This window comes from Clostridium estertheticum subsp. estertheticum, from assembly GCF_001877035.1.
In the GTDB taxonomy this organism is placed as follows: Bacteria; Bacillota; Clostridia; order Clostridiales; family Clostridiaceae; genus Clostridium_AD; species Clostridium_AD estertheticum.
Genome location: NZ_CP015756.1, coordinates 3,303,798 through 3,321,942 on the forward strand (window position 1 = coordinate 3,303,798; position 18,145 = coordinate 3,321,942).

Here is an 18,145-nt window from a genome sequence, read left to right on the forward strand (position 1 = left end):
ATTTTAGAAAAACTCGCTAAGAGTGACTAATTTTTCATCTTTATATGCATACATTTCTTCGCGAGTTATATCAACAAAAGTCTCTTTATTAATAAACTCTAGGTTTTCCTTTATATATTCGCAAAGTAGACTAGCAGATAAATTATCTCGACTACCGCAAGAAATAAGGACTTTAATAGATATCACAAAATTATCTACGTTATAATCGAACTCATGAATAAATTGTTTTATATTAACCAACTTTTCTCCACTTTTTTTGCTGATTTTAATAATATTCCATTCGTCCAAAGCACATAGATCATCCATTTTTTCTTTAATACCTTCTATATCCGTGTATTTAAATTTAATAGTGTATCTAGCTGCATCAATAATTGCCATAGCTTGCTTTTGCTTTGTTCCCTCAACCGGAATTACTTTTACAACATCTAAAATTTTAATTCCACGCGGTGTGTTCTCATTCATTTTATTCATAATATAGTTTTCATCTAGTTCATCAACTAGTACTACATCCATATATTCACCATTTGAATGTACCCCTACTGACAATGGTTGCGCGATAGATACTGCCATGTGAGGATTGAAACCTTTTGAATACCCAATTGGCAGTTCTGATCTCTTGATTATCTTTTGGATAGTTCTCATTAAGTCTAAGTGAGCAACAAATTTAATCTCACTTTCCTTACTATACTTGATTAAATAACGCACCGTTAAAACACGTCCCTTCTTTAAAGTTAACATTAACCCCACACTGCGTGCAGCCATCTTTACAATTTTGAGTTAATTCTACTTTTTTAGCTTTTTCATTTTCATTTATTAAATACTCTTTATTTACACCAATATCTATGAAATCCCAAGGAAGTACTTCATCATAACTTCGCGCACGGTAAGCATAGAAATCTCCAGAGACTCCACATTCCTGCATTGCTTCCTTCCATATTTCAAAATTAAAATATTCACCCCAACCATCAAATTTTGCACCTTTTTCAAATGCCTTAATTATAACATCGCAAATTCGTCTGTCTCCTCTAGCCATAACTGCCTCTAAGTATGAAACTATTGATTCATGATAATTATATGTAACTGCCTTACTTTTGATTGCATACTTAACTGCTTTTATTTTCTCACCTACATCCTCCATTCTGCTTTGAGGTACCCATTGAAATGGAGTAAATGGTTTCGGTACAAATATAGCTGTACTTGTAGTAACTCTTAATCCTCTTTTTCGTGTTTCTTTGGGGATTTTAAAGTATTCCCCTGCAACTTTATCTGAAAGTTCTGCAATGCCACGTACATCCTCTAATGTCTCATAAGGAAGTCCCACCATAAAGTAAAGTTTTATAGTTGACCAACCTGAAGCAAATACGCTACTAACCGCTTCTAATACTTGCTCCTCTGTTACACCTTTATTTATTATATCTCGCATTCTCTGTGTTCCTGCTTCTGGCGCAAAAGTTATACCAGTTTTTTTCACCTTTTGTATTTCCTTAATTAAGTCAACTGAGAAAGAATTTATCCTAATAGACGGAAGGGATACACTAACGTGGTCCTCCTTATTTTTCTCTATAAGGGTTGTTACAAGGTTTTTAATATCAGAATAGTCACAAATGCTCAGTGAACTTAAAGATATTTCTCTATATCCAGTACTCTTTAATAATTTATCTGCTTCATCTATAAGAGTAGCAGTACTTTTTTCTCTAACTGGTCTATATATCATTCCAGCTTGGCAAAATCTACATCCATTTGTACATCCTCTAAATGTCTCGAGTATTACCCTATCATGTACTATTTCAGTATATGGAACTACTATTTTCTCTGGATAAGCAACTTTATCAAAATCTACTACAAATCTTTTCTTAACACTACTAGGAACATCATCATATTTAGGTTTAAATTCACGTATAGTATTATCTTCATTATAAGATACCTCATATAATGAAGGAACATATACTCCTCTTATTTTAGATATTTCTCTTAAAAATTCTTTTTTCTTACCTTTATAGTTTTTATAGACATCTAATACCTCATTCATTATCTCTTCACCATCACCAAGTTCAAAGAAATCCACTATATCGTATAATGGTTCAGGGTTATATGCACATGGACCACCAGCCATAATTATAGGCTCATCGTCACCTCTATTAGATGCTCTTATAGTAATGCCTGACATATCTAGCATATTAAGAATGTTTGTGTAACTCATCTCATATTGAAGTGTAAATCCTAAAAAATCAAACTCTTTTAAAGAATCTTTACTCTCTAATGCGTACAAAGATATATTGTTATCTCTCATTTGTTTTTCCATATCTGGCCAAGGCGCAAAAGCTCTTTCACAATAAGTATCAACTCTTTCATTCAAAACATGATAAAGTATTCTACTTCCTAAATGTGACATACCCACCTCATATACATCTGGGAAACAAAAAGCAAATCTTATATCAATTTTATCTATATCTTTATAACAACAATTTAGTTCTCCACCTATATATCTAGCAGGTTTTTCAACCTTAAATAAGATATCATCGGAAATTTTATTCATAGAAATCACTCCTCGTTTTTTCATCTACGGTAAATAACAATTTACGTACATTACATTATTTTATTTTAACACATGAGTCTTAAATCTCATAACTAAAAATTTTTAACCTTTAAAATAAAATAACCAACCTAATAATAGGTTGATCATTTTGATGCAAGATATGTCATAATATATGTTTTAATTTTTTAATATCAATATATTCATTTAAACTTATATTACCATATGTCTTTATTGCTTCGATTATTTCTTCCTCATACAATGTCTCGATTACACACATATTTTCATCAAGTACAGTAAACAAATTATATTTATTTTTATCAATTATTCCTAAAACATATAATAAGCTTTTCTCACAAAAAATAGAAATACTCCTATTCTCTACATATCCGCGCTTTATAAATCTGTATTTCTTCTTAATAATGTAGCCCATAATCAAATATACTATCCTTTCCTTCTCTTTAATTGAAGATATTAAAATAAATATTGAAATTAAGCCTAAATTAAAGTTCCCTCTGTTTGCAGACACACTTATAAAATATATAAACATAAAAACACTTCCAAGAATCATGCTAACCCTAATTGTCATCTCATTAGCTCTTCTATAGATATTATTAAAACTAAGTATATCACGAAGCACCCTCCCCCCATCTAATGGGAAAGCTGGTATAAGATTAAATATACCTATTGCTAAATTGCTATTAAAAATCAAATCAAAATAAGGCCTTTTAAATATTATAAATAGAATATAAAAAATGAATGCAAGAACTAAGTTTAATAATGGTCCTGATAAAGAAATTATTAAATCCTCTTTGGCATTTGCTTCATCTAGATCTTTAAGTTTAAGTACTGCGCCTACAGGAAGTATTTCTATATCAAAACCAGAAAACCCTAAAATTCTTGCAGTTAAATAATGCATTAACTCATGGATGAATACAAAAACAAAAGATATTACTAATTTCCCTTTAAATCCTAATACTATTAGCAAAATAATATACGGTATAAATAACTTGCTTATTTTTATCAATTAATCCCCCAAAGCAATTGCTAAAGATGTTATAAATCACTCCAATTACTAAAAATCAATATTACCATTTATTCCATTTTCTTTAGGTATCGTACTTTTAACCTTATCTAAAAACTTTATCGTAATTGTTTTTACATCATTAAACCTGATATCCCTTGCTTTTTCAAGTAATACACTATAATTATATTGCTTATTTATAGCTTCCTTAGAATAATTATATGCAAATTGTGTTTTTGGTGTAATAACTACTTTGAGAAGCAAAACAATAATGAATAATGTAAGCACTCCAATTAACTCCCTTGTTAATCTCTTTATATATAACTCTGATACACTGCTATGTTTATAGTTTTCGCTATGAAATTTATTTGTACCTCTTTGCCTTCTAGCTAAATTATTATAATAGCTTTGGTACTGCGTATTATAATTTCCCATTTGCTCCCCCTTATACAATCTTTTACTCTTTATATATATTTAATTTTCAGCATTTATATTACAAATTATAAGAAAAAAGATATATTAATCATCTGAAACAAGAAAAGCACTGCAAAATTTGCAGTGCCCACTGTATTTATTATTAATATTCACGATCTTTTAAACTTCTCATTAAAACTTCAGCTGTACCTAAATTTGTAGCAAGTGGAATGCAATGTACATCGCATAACCTAAGAAGTGCTGAAATATCAGGTTCATGAGGTTGAGGTGTTAGTGGATCCCTTAGGAAAATTATCATATCCATTTCCCCCTGAGCAAGTTTAGCACCTATTTGCTGGTCGCCTCCCAGTGGTCCTGATAAAAATCTAGTGACAGGAAGACCAACTTCTTCATTTATTAATTTCCCTGTTGTACCAGTTCCATATAATTCATGTTTAGCTAAAATATCCTTATATCGTTTTGCAAAGTCAATCATATCTTCCTTTTTTTTATCATGTGCTACTAATGCTATTCTCATAACTTTCCCCCCTAGTGTAATTTTTATGAAATATATTAAATCATCGCATATAGCGCTGAAATATCATCAAAAATTTATTTTGTTTCTCCTCATACCTACATTTAAAACAAGTCCTAGTGATATAAAACTTGTTAAGAGTGAACTTCCACCATAACTCATAAATGGAAGCGTTATTCCTGTAATAGCCATAAGCCCCATGGTCATTCCAACATTTTGAAATATTGAAAATAATAAATTTGAAACAACTCCCACACATATTACAGTTCCAAAAATATCTTTAGACTCTTTTGCAATTTTAATTAATCTATATATAAGAATACCATATAACAATAATAGTACTAATGCACCGATAAATCCCCATTCTTCACATAAAACCGCAAAAATAAAATCCGTCTGCTTTTCTGGAACAGAATTAAATTGCACACCCTTACCGAATCCCAGCCCAAATATCCCTCCTGAGCCTATAGCAAGTTTTGATTGTGCAAGTTGAAAACCAGAAGTTGCTTCATTGCCCTTTGTACTCAAGAATGATGTGAGTCTTTCCTTCCAATAAGGTTTCATGATTGGAGAATTCCATACGCTTACAATTAACAGTAAAATTGAAATTAGTCCCCCGATTATTATTTTTCGCTTTAATCCTATACAATAAAATATTCCGAGTACTATAAAAAAACTAACCATAGTCATTCCCATATCTGGTTGAATAACAATTAAAATCATCGGTACTGCCGCATAAAACATTAAAGTTAATAAATTTTTAGGTTCATTAATTTTCCCTTCAAATTCATCTAACTTCTTAGCAATCATTATTATCATACCAATTTTAGCAAATTCTGAAGGTTGTATACTGATTGGTCCAAAATTTATCCAACAATTCGCACCATGGTTAACTTTTCCAACAAAGTCACCAATTATTAGAAGTATAATTCCTGCCCAATATATTATCACTGCGTAATTCTCTATTACCATATAATCAAATACTAAAAGAAAATACACTGTAATAAGACCAAATATCATCCACGCTATTTGCTTTTTAATCAAAAAATCTCCAGATGATTTCACAGTAGCACTATAAATGTTTATACACCCAAAAGTCACGATACAAATCGCAATTATAATTGTAACATAATCTAATTCTCTTAAAAGTTTCTTATTAAGTCTTAGGCTTTGTAGAAATTTCATGATTTATACTACCTCCATCTTCGTGCTGCTTCACAGCTCGTAACAAATATGATTATATCATATAAAAATAAAATAGCTATGCATAAGTTGTTAATTATACATAGCTTAGATCCCTTATCTTTTTATCTTTTTTATTGGTATATTGGCAATTAGCGCTGGTGAATTACCTTCATATTCATCCGTTGTTGTTAATCTAACCTCGATTTCGCCTGTTTCTATTTCAGCGTATTTTGAAATTACTTGTAGTATGTCACTTTTGATCATTTCTAAAAAATCAGGTGAAATGTCTGCTCTATCATGTATTAAAATTAATTTTAATCTGTCACTTGCAATATCCTTCGAGAAAATTTTGTTAGAAAATATTTTTAATATATTCATCTATATCCCCCCTCTCATATTGCTCTAAACATTCTTTTTATAGTAGCAAAAAATCCTGCCTCGCTTGATGATCCATTTAATGAAGCATAAGTTACTTCCTCACCCATTATTCGCCTTGCTATGTTTTTAAAAGCGAGTCCAGCAATTGACTTGTCATCTAAAACAATAGGTTCCCCTTTATTAGTAGAGATTGTAACCTTCTTATCGTCTGGCACAACTCCAATTAATTTAATTGCAAGGCATTCTATAATATCATCTACAGACAACATGTCCCCATTTTTTGTCATTTCATAATTCATCCTGTTTATTATAACTTCATGCCTATCAATCCCTTTAGAATCTAATTTTCCTATCACCCTATCTGCATCTCTAACGGATGTAAGTTCTGGATTTACAACTATAATGGCTCTATCTGCTCCAACTATAGCATTTTCAAATCCTTGCTCAATTCCAGCAGGACAATCTATAATAACATAATCAAAATCTTCCTTTAACTCGTTTACAACCATGAGCATATCTTTTATATTAATGTCATTTTTATCTCTTGTTTGAGCAGTTGGCAATAAAAATAAATTATTAAATCTTTTATCTTTTATTAAGGCTTGTTTTAATCTACATCTTTTTTCTATAACATCTACTAATGTAAAAACCACTCTATTTTCAAGTCCCATCAAGACATCGAGGTTACGAAGTCCTGTATCTCCATCAATTACTACAACCTTCTTATCCATTGATGCGATAGCTGTTCCTATATTTGCTGTGGTCGTCGTTTTACCTACGCCACCCTTACCCGAAGTTATAACTATAGATTCTCCCATGTGAATTCCTCCATTAAATATATTTATTAGGTAAATACGGTTCTACAATAATATTTCCATTTTTAATTTTTGCTACCTCAGGATATTTAGGTTTTACTTCATCTTCAGGAGACCTTGTTACAATGCCACCAATCTGGAGTATTTGAGGTTCTAACTTGAACGCTGCAATTATGGCTTTATCATTACCATTAGAACCCGCATGAACAACTCCTCTTAATGTACCAAATACAATTATATTTCCTGCTGCATATATTTCTGCTCCTGGATTTACATCTCCAATTATAATTATATTACCAGGATAATTTATACTTTGTCCACTTCTTATTGTTTTCCTTAAAAATTTAGTTCTTCCCTCGTATATTCCAGTAAACACATTTCCAATAGGTTCTTCTTGATTTTGAAAAATACAATCACTAATTAGAAATTCATCAAATAGTATTTCCTTTAATTTTCTACTTTCCCTCTCATTTATGTATTTTAGCTCAGTAGTTATTTTTAGTGTGCTCCCTTTGTAAAATTTTCTTCCCTGCGCTAGCTTATCAATCAAAGACTCTAGCATATCATCAAAATCACTAAAATGGTTCATATTTATAACTACATTTAATCCTTCTTTATTTCCTTTAATAACTATTTTATCTGTAACCATAATTTTAACCTCCTAGCTCTCATCTGGGGTGTGTGCGACACTAAAATAAATAAAAAGTCCCTAAATCAATTATAAATTATTTTTATCCATAATTGAACTGTTACATAACTTAACTTAACTTATTATTTCAACATAATACAAGTAAATTCCTGCTTAATTTTAATATTAATATTTATATATATATTATTCATACTTATAAAACCAAATAAACTCCAACAAACAAATTTGTCAGAGTTTATTTGCTAAGTATTCTACAAACTTTTAATAATAAGTTAAAATCCCCACTCCCTCTTCATATATTCCTTCTGGGATAGTTTATACGTAAACTTATACATAAAAATAGAAATTATTAAATTGTATATTGCCTGATAAATTATTACCCTCATATATACATCTTGTTTTATAATAAACAAGATAGAAAATAGTATTAATCCCTTTACTAAACTTAACACAAAAGATGATATTATTGGAAAAAATGATTTTTCAATAAATATGTTTTTACCTATATTTGCAGCAACAAAACACATAAGCATATTACTTAGCATATTGATTCCAACCGCATTTAGGAAATACATATCCTGGAGTGCTCCAGCGAAAACCCCAATTATCACTGCATCTCTTGGAGAACTAACAATGGAGTAACACAGTGCAAATGTAAATAGTAAGCTTGGATATACACCATTAATCTTAAGTAAAGGCATTAAAGTATTATCTAATATTAGAAATAGAATACATAAAAGTACTACTGTTAATATCCTCTTCATAATACAACCCCTAATATTTTATTTCTCCAGTTTTTGTATCTGGTGGTACCACAATGAAAACCTCTTCTAGCTTTGAAAAATCGACATATGGTTTTATTATAGCCCCTTTCATTACTGCACCTTTATCTTCATGAACACTTATAACGCTTCCGATTCTTATTCCAGATGGATATGCTCCTCCAAGTCCAGAGGTTACTATTATATTACCTTTTTTTATTTTTGACTCTAAAGAAAGACGCTGTATTTGTGCAAGTGATTTATTATTTTCATCTGTATATCCTTTTACAATACCATTATCTCTTGTGCTATCAACAAGACCTGTCACTGCAATGTTTTGATTAGATAGGCATTGTACTATAGACCAATTATCGCTGACAGACTTAACTTGTCCTACAAGTCCATCTCCAGTAATAGCGATCATTCCTTTTTTTATGCCACTCTTTGCACCCTTATTTATTGAAAATCCATCCGAAAAACTATTTCCTATAAGTCCATTTATATCAGCACCTATATAATTATATTTGGAATTTTTTTTTGAAAAATTAAGCATTTTCCTTAACCTTTCATTTTCTTTTATTGAAGTATTATATTCTAGGGCTTTGCTTTGGAGTTCACTATTAGCTTTTCTAAGTTCTTCATTCTCTGCTTTAACATTTGATATATTAGTTATAAATTTAAAAGAATTTTTTATTTTAAAAAATCCACTAAAAAATACACCCTGTACTGAATTTATTGTTACCCCAACACCATTTTCCACAAAAGACATTTTCTCTCGATTTACACTATAACCTATTAGTGATAAAAAGGTAACTGACAGTAATATAATAACTACTGCCAGTTTGTTTTTTAAAAATTTCATGTTTACCTTCTTTTACTCATAACATCTATATTATCGAGAGCTTTTCCTGCTCCAATAGCTACACAATCAAGTGGATTTTCAGCTATGTGGACAGGCATATGTGTTTCCCTGTTGATAAGTGCATCTATTCCTTTTAGAAGCGCTCCTCCGCCAGTTAACATAATTCCTTTTTCCATAATATCTGATGCAAGTTCTGGTGGGGTTTTTTCAAGGGTTGTTATTATTGCTTCAATTATTGATTGAACTGGTTCACTGAGTGCTTCTCTTACTTCCTTTTGTGTTACTGCTATGACTTTTGGAAGTCCTGTTATTAAATCTCTTCCTGTTATCTCCATGCTCATATCATCGTCTTCTTGTTCGTACACTGATCCAAGTTCCATTTTAATATTTTCCGCAGTTCTCTCACCTATCATAAGACTATATTGTTTTTTAACAAATGCTATTATAGCTTGATCGAACTCATCACCTGCAACTCTTAAAGATTTACACGTTACTATTCCACCGAGTGAAATTATGGCAACCTCTGTAGTTCCGCCTCCAATGTCCACTATCATACTTCCAGTTGGCTCATTTACAGGTAGTCCAGCCCCAATAGCGGCTGCAAATGGTTCTTCCATTAAATATGCATCTCGTGCTCCTGCACTTTTAGTTGCTCCCTCTATTGCTCTTTTCTCAACCTCAGTTACGCCAGACGGATATCCAACTACAATTCTTGGACTTGTAAATCCTTTTGGACTAACTTTATTTATGAAGTGTCTAAGCATTTTTTCAGTAATATCAAAATCTGCAATAACCCCATCCTTCATAGGACGAATTGCAACTATATTACCTGGAGTTCTACCTATCATTTGTTTAGCTTCTTCGCCAACGGCTAGAACCTTATTAGTATTTATATTTATAGCTACAACAGAAGGTTCTCGTAAAACAATTCCCTTCCCCTTCAAGTAAACTAATGTGTTTGCTGTACCTAAATCTATTCCCATATCACGAGACGTTCCGAATATTCCCATTATAATTTCTCCTTTCGTATCTAAAGCATTCCTTTTTCTTTTAAACTTGTATAAACCCCATTACCAATAATTATATGATCAAGTAGCTCTATTCCTAGTAATTTACCACATTCCTTAAGTCTTATAGTAATACTTATGTCTTCCTTACTAGGAGTTGGGTCCCCCGAAGGATGATTGTGACAAATAACAACGGAAGCACTACAATTTTTAATAGCTTCGTAAAAAACTTCCCTTGGATGAACTATTGAAGTATTCAAATTACCAATTGAGATATTTTTTATGCTAATAATTACATTCTTTGTATTAAGCATAACTAATTTAAGATATTCCTTTTTTAAGTATCTCATTTCCTCCATAAGATATTCTGCAACATCTTTTGGCGATGTAATTTTATATTCTTCCCCAGATTTATAGCTTCTAAATCTTTTGGAAATTTCCACAAGTGCTAAAAGTTGTGTCGCTTTGGCATTTCCAACACCTTTTAAATTCATAAATTCCTCTGCACTTGAACCGAGAAGTCCATTTAGTCCACCACACTGCGAAATTATTCTACTACAAAGACTTATAATATTTTCATTTTTTGATCCTACCCTAAGTATTATAGCTAATAGTTCATTGTTGGATAAAGTTTCAGCACCGTATCTTAACAGTTTTTCCCTTGGTCTCTCATTTTGAGGCAAATCCATAATTTTGAACGTCATACCCATAAACAACTCCTTTATAGATTGACCCCCATTTCCCTTAACATATAATATAATTTATTCACTGGCAACCCCACAACACTATAGTAACAGCCCTTTAATTCTTTAACAAATAAAGATGCTCCTCCTTGTATAGCATAAGCTCCAGCCATACCTAATGGTTCTTTTGTTTCTATGTACTTGTTTATTTGTTTGATTGATAACTTTGAAAATTTCACTTTAGTGCACACATACTCAGTATTAATTACCTTAGTCTCTGTGTTTATTACCGCAATTCCTGTATATACCTCATGTATATTGTTACTTAGATTACTAAGCATTTTGAAAGCCTCATAACTATCTTTAGGTTTTCCGAGCACTTCCCCCTTAAAATAAACAACAGTATCACAACCTATTATAGCAGTTGGTTTTTTCACGCTACTACAAATAGCCATAGCCTTACCTTTTGCTAAGGTCATAACATATTCCCCACAATTCCCAGAAAACATTATGTCACTCTCTTCAAAGTTACTTGCTATTATCTGAAAATTACTAGTTATTTTTTTTAGGAGTTCAGCCCTACGTGGCGAGGCAGACGCTAAAATAATATCCACTACATCACTCCTAATATTTTCTATATAATATTATTGCCAAAACAATGCCTATAATAGACATAATATTAATATTAAAATTTATACCGAAAGTTACTGCGAATACTTTAAAATCTATAAGCATAGGATTACTCATCCCTATGGTGTACGTACTCTTCAAAAATTTAAGTGCAGCCACGTTGTCTCCTAATAGTTCACCTACAAAACTTCCAGAAATAGCTCCTATCATTATAAAAAAAACAAAATATGGATTTTTTCTTTCTGCACTCTTCAAATTGTACCCCCACCTTACTTACATATCTTATACATCTTATACATTTTAACATTTAATAAATTCATACACAAGTGTATAAATTTATTATTCAGAAAAAATTTATAATTATGTCTATATCAGTTTCTTTATAAATTTATAGATATATATATATCCGTCCTCTGTTTTGTCTTTGTTTACCTCTTCCGGCAAGGCAGTTAAGTATGATTTTATCGTTGTCATTGAAGCATAACTTTTATTTTTCGTATCTGCACCAGTTAAAGTCGTCATCCATTTTTTTAATTTTACAGTTTGAATTGATTTAGTATCCTTTTCTGAAAGTTTATTTAATATTTCAATATCTGCACTAATCATTTCATTAGTTTGAGCGCTTGTTAAATCCTTACCTTCTAGCTGAAAATTGATTTTTGAATAAGTTATTTTTTTTGCCGTAAGTTGTTTAATGATACTATCAGCACCACCTTTGGGATATACACCAAGTAACACTTTATTTAACTTATCTTCCACAACAATAAATGGTGTACCATACTCAGCTAAACTCTTTTTGAGTATAAGTGCGCTTTCCATTTTGCTAAAAACACCACATTGCAATGCTACATATTCTTTAATATCATTTTGAGCTTTATCTTTAGAATCATCCACACTAACTTTATTTGTTTTTGTATCCTTTTGCAAACTTATTTTAGTAACTTTATTATCTGCACTCGCTATTTTACTATTATTAGGTAATAGCTTTGCAAAAATAGTGCCCAAAGCAATTGCAACTATTAATATTAATGTAATAACAATTATAAAATTGTTATTTTTCTTAGGTGCTTTGTAATTGTATCTAGTATATCTCACTCTAACATCCCCTAACTTAATAATTACTTATTTATAATATTATTATTTGAAAACTTATTTTAGAATAAAAAAATAAATATAATTAAAATAACCCTATAAATTTTATAGGGCTTTAGTGAAAGTAAATTCTATTTTTATGTTTATTAAATATTATTTTCTATTCATCTCTGTACATAAGGGACACTTTAACAATTCTTGAAACTATTTCTCTTGCTTCTACATAAGAATTCCCGTATCTAGTCAAACGCCTAAATATTGCAGGATTATATTTTTCAATTCTTTTTACAATGGAATCTACCTCATTATATTGTAGACTAGGTGAAGCCGTCATACTAGGTATATAAGGTTGGTCTTGATACTTATCAATATAACTTTTGTTTTTATTTAACTCGTCATAATCTTCCATAGCTTCATTTCTATACATTCTGCCCAATTGATTAAATTCATTCATAGACCTTGCATAATTAAATTGACCCATACCCACCCAAGGATTTATTCCCCTATATTGGTTTGTTTCCATATTAGAATTAATATCCTGCATATATCCCACGGGCATTCCCATATTTGACATCATATTCATTTGGTCATATCCATACATCATAGATTGTAATGGCACCATGTCATATTCTTCAATCATGTCTATATCATCACTATTGCTGTCCTCTATTATCATAATTACCCTCCCATTCCAATATTATTAATACATTAATAATTTATGCCAAATATAAGAGTTTGATACTAGTTTTACAAAAAAAATAAAGAGGGTGCAATTACACCCTCTTTATGCCACTATTTGCTTAATCCACGTACAGGCTTTCTCATATTCGCATCTCCATTAATAATTACAGGATTTTTCTCCTTACTTTTATTTACCTTCTGTTGATTTTCATTAGGACCACTATTTTTATTTTTCATAAATAACACCTCTCTTAGATGTTAGTTTTTCCATATTTCTTTTTATAATTCATTTGTTCTAAAATTCATATCTACTGTTTTGAATGTTTTTTTGAAATAAAAAAGTACCAACACCTTCAAGGTGCTGATACTACTTGGTTTAACTTGGTGCAACAGACGGGACTTGAACCCGTATGGTCTCCCACACGTCCCTTAAACGTGCGCGTCTGCCATTCCGCCACTGTCGCAAATTTTTTTAAATGTAAAGGATCAAACCTTATAGTCATATAGAATTATTAATCTAATAACTATAAGGTTAATTATATATTAGTTTTGTACAAATTGTCAATAGTTTTTATTTTCTTTTATTTAATCTCATTAGCATACAATTTTGAATAAATGCGGTAATTTATCTTTACTTTTTTAACATACTTATCCGTTTCTCCAAACGGTATATTTTTAAGTGTTTTACCATCGCTAGAATATTTCTTGTTTTTAAGCCACTTTTTAACATTCCCACGTCCACCATTATAAGCTGCAAGTACCAATTCTAAATCACCATTAAATTCACTATTTAAATCGTCAAGATACCAACATCCCATAGCAATATTAGTTTCAGAGTCAAAAGATTTTTCCGTATTAAAGTCTTTTAATTTCATATTACCAGCAATCCATATTGCAGTATCAGGCATTATCTGCATAAGTCCATAAGCTCCAGTATTTGAAACGGCTTTATCATCAAAATTGCTTTCTGTTCTTATTACAGCCGCAACCAAATAAGGATCTACATTATACTTTTTTGAATATGTAATTATTTTATTTTCATACTTTATCGGGTAAAAATTCTTAAAAATACTTTTTATATTTATTACTATAATAACCAATAGAATTAATATTAATAATTTTATGATTTTTGAAATTTTCATAACTTCACATCTAACCTTTCGAGCTGTGTAATAATTAAATCCAGTTGCAACTTTGTATCTTCAAAACTTCTTCCATTATCAATAATAAAATCTGCAAATTTCCTCTTTTCATCTATCGGCATTTGGGCTTTTATTCTATCCATTGTTTCATCTAAATTTAAATCATCACGAAGCATAACCCTTTGTATTTGAACATCACTAGATACCCATACTAAAATAGTTACGTCCATACAAGTATGGAGATTGTTCTCTATTAAAGTAGGTGCATCTAGAAAACATAACTTACAGTTATTTTCTTCACATATTTTCATTCTGTGATGTATTTCTTTTGTTATAAAAGGTATCATTATATTTTCAAGTTTTTTTCTACGTGTATCACTTTTAAATATATAATTCCCAAACTCTTTTCTATTAAGTTCACCTTCACTGTCAAAAAAATCATATCCAAATTCACTTTTGATATTACCCATTATTTCTGGATATATTATAAAAACCTCTCTAGCTACAATATCTGCGTCGATAATTGAAAACCCATCATCTTTTAACATATTGGTTACTGTACTCTTTCCACTTCCAATACCACCTGTTATTCCAACCTTTAGCATTATCTTCTCCCCCACTTTTTTATAACTAAAAATTGAATTTCTAACATCCTGGGCTTAACTCTCACCCGTAAGTTTCAACTACTTAGCCTCATACCAGGTTTCTCCGATGCTAATTTCTACTTCTAGCGGAACTAAAAGTTTAACAACATTTTCCATCTGATCCTTAACCAACAATTCAACCTGCTTTAGCTCATCTCTATATACATTTAATATTAATTCATCATGTACTTGTAGAATTAAAGTACTTTTCAATCCTTCTTCCTTTAATTTATCAAATACATTAACCATAGCAAGTTTTATAATATCTGCTGCACTTCCTTGTATAGGAGTATTCATAGCAAGCCTAATACCAGCAGCTTTTACCATTTTGTTTGCTGAATTTATTTCAGGTATAAATCTACGTCTATTCATAATTGTAGTTACGCTATTATTTTCCTCAGCCGCGATAACTATATCCTTCATGTATTTCTTAACACTCGGATATCTTTCAAAATAAGTTTCTATATATGTTTTAGCTTCTTTCCTTGATATATTTAAATCATTTGCCAAGCTAAATTCACCAATACCATATACTATTCCAAAATTTACTGCTTTTGCATTACTTCTCATGACTTTAGTAACCTCATCCATTGGAACATTAAATACCTCAGATGCTGTTTTAGTGTGAATATCACTATGATCAATGAACGCTTGAATTAAATTCTCGTCAGCAGCAATATGTGCTAATACTCGAAGTTCTATCTGTGAATAATCCGCAGATAATATAACACACTTATCATTGTGTGGTATAAATGCTTTCCTTATAGCTCTACCCATTTCATGTCTTATAGGAATGTTTTGCAAATTAGGTTCTGTACTCGATAATCTTCCTGTTGTGGTAACTGTTTGCATAAAGTTTGAATGTATTCTAGAATCTGTGTCAATTACTGGTTTTAACCCCTCAATATATGTAGAAAAAATCTTTGTTACTTGTCTATACTTTGTGACTTCTGCGATAATAGGATGCTTATCCACTAGTGCATCTAAAACCTCTGCATTAGTTGAATATCCTGTTTTGGTCTTCTTTATAACAGGTAAATCTAATTTTTCAAATAATATTTTTCCTAATTGTTTTGGAGATTTTATATTAAATTCTTCTCCAGCCAAAACAAAAATGGTGCTTTCAAGTTTCGCTATATCTGCGGCAAATTTAACTCCAAGCTCTTCTAAATTAGTTTTATCTACTGTAAACCCTTCAGCCTCCATATATGATATAGCCTCTGTTAATGGCTGCTCAACCTTATATAGTAGTTCTTCCATTTCATACTCTTTAATTTTTGGCTCTAATATCTCATAAAGTTTTTTTAGTAATGCAACTTTATTAATTTCCTTTGCATGACCTTCGCCCTTAATGCTAATTCTAAGATTAGTATCCATAAGAGTTTCAAGACTATATTCTTTTTTTGCAGAGTCTAGAAGGTATGCTGCAAGCTCAGTATCAAATTGTATTCCATGTAACTTGATCTTCTTTTTGTTAAGAGCAGTATATGCATTTTTTACAGCATGGCTCACTTTTTTAATATCATTACTCTCAAGTATAGTTTTTAAATAACTTATAGTTTTCTCTTCATCTTCCTTAAATAAATCATCAAGCTTGATAAGATAATTTTTTTCTTTATAATTAATGTATATGTTATTAAGACACATTTTAGAAAAAACATTTGTATCCCCTATATCAAAAATTATATAAATGGTATCCTTAATTTCAAAGGTAAGCTCTGAAAGCTTTTGCAAATTATCTATTACTTCATAATCTGCAGAAAATATTTCTTCAACTGAGTCATCATCTACAGATATTCTGTCTATTAATGACTTAAACTGTAATTTATAAAATAAATCTTTTACAGCGCGAACATCATAATTTTCTTTTGATTTAATTGAACTTAGATCCATTTCCATAGGCACGCAAGTAATAATGGTGGCTAATTTTTTACTGAAAATTGCCTGTTCACTATAGGTGTTTAAATTTTCAACAAGCTTTTTACCACTAACCTTATCAATATTCATAAGAAGATTTTCTATACTCTTATATTCTTTGATAAGCTTATACGCAGTTTTTTCACCAATTCCTGGAACACCTGGTATATTGTCAGAAGCATCTCCCATTAGACCTTTTACATCTATAAATTCTGTTGGAGTTACTCCGAATTCCTCAATTATACGGTTTCTATCGTATATTTCTTTTTCAGACATTCCTTTTTTATTTATTACAACCTTAACATTATCTGTTGCAAGCTGAAGCGCATCTCTGTCTCCTGTTATTATAAAGACTTCCAGTCCTTGCTCTTCTGCAAACACCGATAACGTACCTATTAAATCATCTGCTTCAAACCCATCTAATTCAAATATATCTATAGCCATTTTCTCTAAGAGTTCCCTAACTATAGCAAACTGTCCTTGCAGTTCATCAGGCATTCTTTTTCTACCTGCTTTATAATCTTTATATTCTTCATGACGAAAGGTAGGTGCCTTCCTATCAAATGTTGTGACAATATAATCAGGCTCAAACTCTTCTTTCATCTTTAAAAGCATAGTTGTAAAGCCATAAACTGCATTAGTGTATATCCCATCCGAATTTGTTAGGGCCGGTAATGCATAAAAAGCTCTATACATAAGACTATGACCATCTAAAATTAGTAGTCTTTCCTTAGACATTTTAAATCCCTTCTTTCTACTATGTTTATAAATTTATATGTAACGTTTTATATTATATGTTCAAAATAAAAATATCAACTTCTTAATACTAACATTCATTTTGTTATAACATTAAGATGACTTTCTTAAAATCGCCTCTTACCTTAATATAGGTAAAACAGTTTCTATTGTATTATAACAAATATATACCCAAAAAGTAACGAACTGTATATTAATTTGTACTTATTTTATACTAAATATACATATATCTATTGCAATGTTCATAAATATATGGTAAACTATTTTTTGTCAGGTATGCCGAAGTGGTGGAACTGGCAGACGCGCTGGACTCAAAATCCAGTGGTAGCAATACCGTGCGGGTTCGATTCCCGCCTCCGGCACCAAAAGGCTTTCAAGGTTTTCTTGAAAGCTTTTTTTATGCCCAAAATTACAAAAGGGTGCACAAAAATACCGTA

The 18,145-nt window shown here is 30.7% G+C and carries 21 protein-coding genes and 2 tRNA genes; 1 reads left to right on the top strand and 22 read right to left on the bottom strand.

What is annotated here, in order from left to right:
- Positions 1–3: 3 nt before the first annotated feature.
- The 22 genes from A7L45_RS15470 to polA form a co-directional block, all read right to left on the bottom strand.
- Positions 4–738: a TIGR03936 family radical SAM-associated protein gene (locus A7L45_RS15470; protein ID WP_071613632.1), complete on the bottom strand. Its 735-nt coding sequence runs from the start codon at positions 736–738 to the stop codon at positions 4–6.
- A complete protein-coding gene (locus tag A7L45_RS15475; RefSeq protein ID WP_071613633.1) occupies positions 683–2,536 on the bottom strand; it encodes a TIGR03960 family B12-binding radical SAM protein in 1,854 nt (617 codons plus the stop codon). Before A7L45_RS15475 ends, A7L45_RS15470 begins: the two co-directional genes overlap by 56 nt.
- Positions 2,537–2,699: 163 nt before the next feature.
- A complete protein-coding gene (locus tag A7L45_RS15480) occupies positions 2,700–3,560 on the bottom strand; it encodes a M50 family metallopeptidase (RefSeq protein WP_071613634.1) in 861 nt (286 codons plus the stop codon).
- A 48-nt stretch (positions 3,561–3,608) separates the two neighbouring features.
- Positions 3,609–3,992: a hypothetical protein gene (locus A7L45_RS15485; protein ID WP_071613635.1), complete on the bottom strand. Its 384-nt coding sequence runs from the start codon at positions 3,990–3,992 to the stop codon at positions 3,609–3,611.
- Between the two features lie 142 nt (positions 3,993–4,134).
- Complete coding sequence (locus A7L45_RS15490; RefSeq protein WP_071613636.1) at positions 4,135–4,509, bottom strand: methylglyoxal synthase; 375 nt, start codon at positions 4,507–4,509, stop codon at positions 4,135–4,137.
- Between the two features lie 66 nt (positions 4,510–4,575).
- The gene (rodA, locus tag A7L45_RS15495; RefSeq protein ID WP_071613637.1) at positions 4,576–5,691 is read right to left on the bottom strand and encodes a rod shape-determining protein RodA; all 1,116 of its coding nucleotides are present in this window, start codon (positions 5,689–5,691) and stop codon (positions 4,576–4,578) included.
- Between the two features lie 114 nt (positions 5,692–5,805).
- Positions 5,806–6,069, bottom strand: coding sequence for a cell division topological specificity factor MinE (minE, locus tag A7L45_RS15500; protein ID WP_071613638.1), 264 nt, complete (start codon positions 6,067–6,069; stop codon positions 5,806–5,808).
- Positions 6,070–6,083: 14 nt separating this feature from the next.
- Positions 6,084–6,887, bottom strand: coding sequence for a septum site-determining protein MinD (gene minD, locus A7L45_RS15505; protein WP_071613639.1), 804 nt, complete (start codon positions 6,885–6,887; stop codon positions 6,084–6,086).
- A gap of 13 nt (positions 6,888–6,900) precedes the next feature.
- Positions 6,901–7,533 carry a septum site-determining protein MinC gene (minC, locus tag A7L45_RS15510; protein ID WP_071613640.1) on the bottom strand — a complete coding sequence of 211 codons (633 nt, stop codon included), beginning with the start codon at positions 7,531–7,533 and terminating at the stop codon, positions 6,901–6,903.
- Between the two features lie 272 nt (positions 7,534–7,805).
- A complete protein-coding gene (gene mreD, locus A7L45_RS15515) occupies positions 7,806–8,297 on the bottom strand; it encodes a rod shape-determining protein MreD (RefSeq protein ID WP_071613641.1) in 492 nt (163 codons plus the stop codon).
- 10 nt (positions 8,298–8,307) lie between these two features.
- Positions 8,308–9,156, bottom strand: a complete 849-nt coding sequence (gene mreC, locus A7L45_RS15520; RefSeq protein ID WP_071613642.1) for a rod shape-determining protein MreC — start codon at positions 9,154–9,156, stop codon at positions 8,308–8,310.
- Positions 9,157–9,158: 2 nt separating this feature from the next.
- Positions 9,159–10,166 carry a rod shape-determining protein gene (locus A7L45_RS15525; protein ID WP_071613643.1) on the bottom strand — a complete coding sequence of 336 codons (1,008 nt, stop codon included), beginning with the start codon at positions 10,164–10,166 and terminating at the stop codon, positions 9,159–9,161.
- Between the two features lie 20 nt (positions 10,167–10,186).
- Positions 10,187–10,873, bottom strand: coding sequence for a RadC family protein (radC, locus tag A7L45_RS15530; RefSeq protein ID WP_071613644.1), 687 nt, complete (start codon positions 10,871–10,873; stop codon positions 10,187–10,189).
- An 11-nt stretch (positions 10,874–10,884) separates the two neighbouring features.
- Entirely contained in the window at positions 10,885–11,460 is a 576-nt protein-coding gene (locus A7L45_RS15535) for a Maf-like protein (protein ID WP_071613645.1), read from the bottom strand.
- A gap of 10 nt (positions 11,461–11,470) precedes the next feature.
- Positions 11,471–11,731 carry a DUF4321 domain-containing protein gene (locus A7L45_RS15540; RefSeq protein WP_372445173.1) on the bottom strand — a complete coding sequence of 87 codons (261 nt, stop codon included), beginning with the start codon at positions 11,729–11,731 and terminating at the stop codon, positions 11,471–11,473.
- Positions 11,732–11,842: 111 nt separating this feature from the next.
- A complete protein-coding gene (locus tag A7L45_RS15545) occupies positions 11,843–12,571 on the bottom strand; it encodes a hypothetical protein (RefSeq protein ID WP_071613646.1) in 729 nt (242 codons plus the stop codon).
- Positions 12,572–12,728: 157 nt separating this feature from the next.
- Complete coding sequence (locus A7L45_RS15550) at positions 12,729–13,244, bottom strand: hypothetical protein (protein WP_071613647.1); 516 nt, start codon at positions 13,242–13,244, stop codon at positions 12,729–12,731.
- 116 nt (positions 13,245–13,360) lie between these two features.
- The gene (locus A7L45_RS24100; RefSeq protein ID WP_257786549.1) at positions 13,361–13,486 is read right to left on the bottom strand and encodes a hypothetical protein; all 126 of its coding nucleotides are present in this window, start codon (positions 13,484–13,486) and stop codon (positions 13,361–13,363) included.
- Between the two features lie 145 nt (positions 13,487–13,631).
- Positions 13,632–13,713 (bottom strand) — tRNA-Leu (locus A7L45_RS15555).
- A 117-nt stretch (positions 13,714–13,830) separates the two neighbouring features.
- Complete coding sequence (locus tag A7L45_RS15560; protein WP_071613648.1) at positions 13,831–14,391, bottom strand: lytic transglycosylase domain-containing protein; 561 nt, start codon at positions 14,389–14,391, stop codon at positions 13,831–13,833.
- The gene (gene coaE / locus A7L45_RS15565) at positions 14,388–14,996 is read right to left on the bottom strand and encodes a dephospho-CoA kinase (protein WP_071613649.1); all 609 of its coding nucleotides are present in this window, start codon (positions 14,994–14,996) and stop codon (positions 14,388–14,390) included. Before coaE ends, A7L45_RS15560 begins: the two co-directional genes overlap by 4 nt.
- Positions 14,997–15,074: 78 nt before the next feature.
- The gene (gene polA, locus A7L45_RS15570) at positions 15,075–17,690 is read right to left on the bottom strand and encodes a DNA polymerase I (protein WP_071613650.1); all 2,616 of its coding nucleotides are present in this window, start codon (positions 17,688–17,690) and stop codon (positions 15,075–15,077) included.
- Between the two features lie 296 nt (positions 17,691–17,986).
- On the opposite strand from polA, the gene A7L45_RS15575 reads away from it, so the two are divergent.
- A tRNA-Leu gene (locus A7L45_RS15575) sits at positions 17,987–18,073 on the top strand.
- The last annotated feature ends 72 nt before the right edge of the window (positions 18,074–18,145 follow it).